Consider the following 1,284-nt stretch of genomic DNA (forward strand, 5'->3'; position numbering starts at 1 on the left):
AGAGGTGGCTCGGGAAATCTGCACAGCGGGGATAAGTGGAATTTCTGCCTGACTTCGGCTTAGATGCCGGGAACAGGAGATACCATGACGAGACGACCGCGCCGGAACCACAGCCCGGCTTTCAAGGCAAAAGTGGCGCTTGCCGCGATCCGAGGTGAGCAGACGCTGGTGGAATTGTCCCAGCAGTTCGACGTGCACGCCAACCAGATCAAGCAGTGGAAAGACCAGTTGCTTGAGGGGGCGACCGGCGTTTTCGGCGATGAAGTGAAACCGGAACCGGCGGGTCCGACCGTCGATGTGAAAACGCTTCACGCCAAGATCGGCGAACTGACCTTGGAGAACGATTTTTTGTCCGGTGCGCTCGGCAAGGCGGGATTGCTGGGCGGAAAGAAATGATCGACCGCGAACACAAGCTGTCGGTCGTGAGGCAGGCCAGGCTCCTCGGCTTCAGCCGTGGCAGCGTCTACTATTGTCCGCGTCCGGTATCCGATGGCGATCTTGCCCTGATGCGCCGGATCGACGAACTGCATCTCGAATATCCGTTCGCGGGAAGTCGGATGTTGCAATGGCTTTTGAAGGGAGAAGGTCTGGAGGCTGGGCGGCTGCACGTCGCCACGCTGATGAAGAAGATGGGTATCGAGGCGATCTATCGTCGCCCGAACACGTCAAAACCAGCGCCAGGTCACAAAATCTATCCCTACCTCCTGCGCAAGCTGGCGGTTACCCGGCCCAATCAGGTATGGGCGATGGACCTGACCTATATCCCCATGGCGCGTGGTTTTGTCTACCTCTGCGCCGTCGTGGACTGGTTCAGCCGTCGAGTTCTGTCGTGGCGATTATCGATCACGATGGAGGCGGACTTCTGTATCGAAGCGGTCGAGGAGGCGCTGGCTCGCTATGGAAAGCCGGACATATTCAACACCGATCAGGGATCGCAGTTCACATCCATCGACTTCACGGCGGTGCTGAAGAAAGCTGAGATTGCCATCTCGATGGACGGCAAGGGCGCGTGGCGGGACAATGTCTTCGTCGAACGGCTTTGGCGGTCGATCAAATACGAAGAGGTCTACCTCCACGCCTACAAGACTGTGTCCGAGGCCCGCGCGGGGATCGGTCGTTATCTGAACTTTTACAATACTCGACGTCCGCATTCGTCTCTTGACCGGCAGACGCCGGATCAGGCTTACTTCAACGCGCTGGCACCGATGATGGTGGCGGCATAATCGAGGCGGAAATCCACTTAACGAAACGCCCGAAGCTGTTCAGACAAACCGAGCCACCTCT

General features: G+C 58.0%; 1 protein-coding gene. It reads left to right on the top strand.

Annotation, left to right across the window (positions count from 1 at the left end):
- The first annotated feature begins 84 nt into the window (after positions 1-84).
- Positions 85-1,223 (top strand): IS3 family transposase gene (locus tag EDF70_RS29860; protein WP_165932198.1). Its coding sequence is split into 2 segments (ribosomal slippage): positions 85-343 and positions 343-1,223, totalling 1,140 coding nucleotides; the frame shifts between segments, so codons are not numbered across the junction.
- Positions 1,224-1,284: the final 61 nt, after the last annotated feature.

The sequence above is a fragment of the Neorhizobium sp. JUb45 genome (assembly GCF_004343585.1).
Lineage (GTDB): Bacteria > Pseudomonadota > Alphaproteobacteria > Rhizobiales > Rhizobiaceae > Neorhizobium.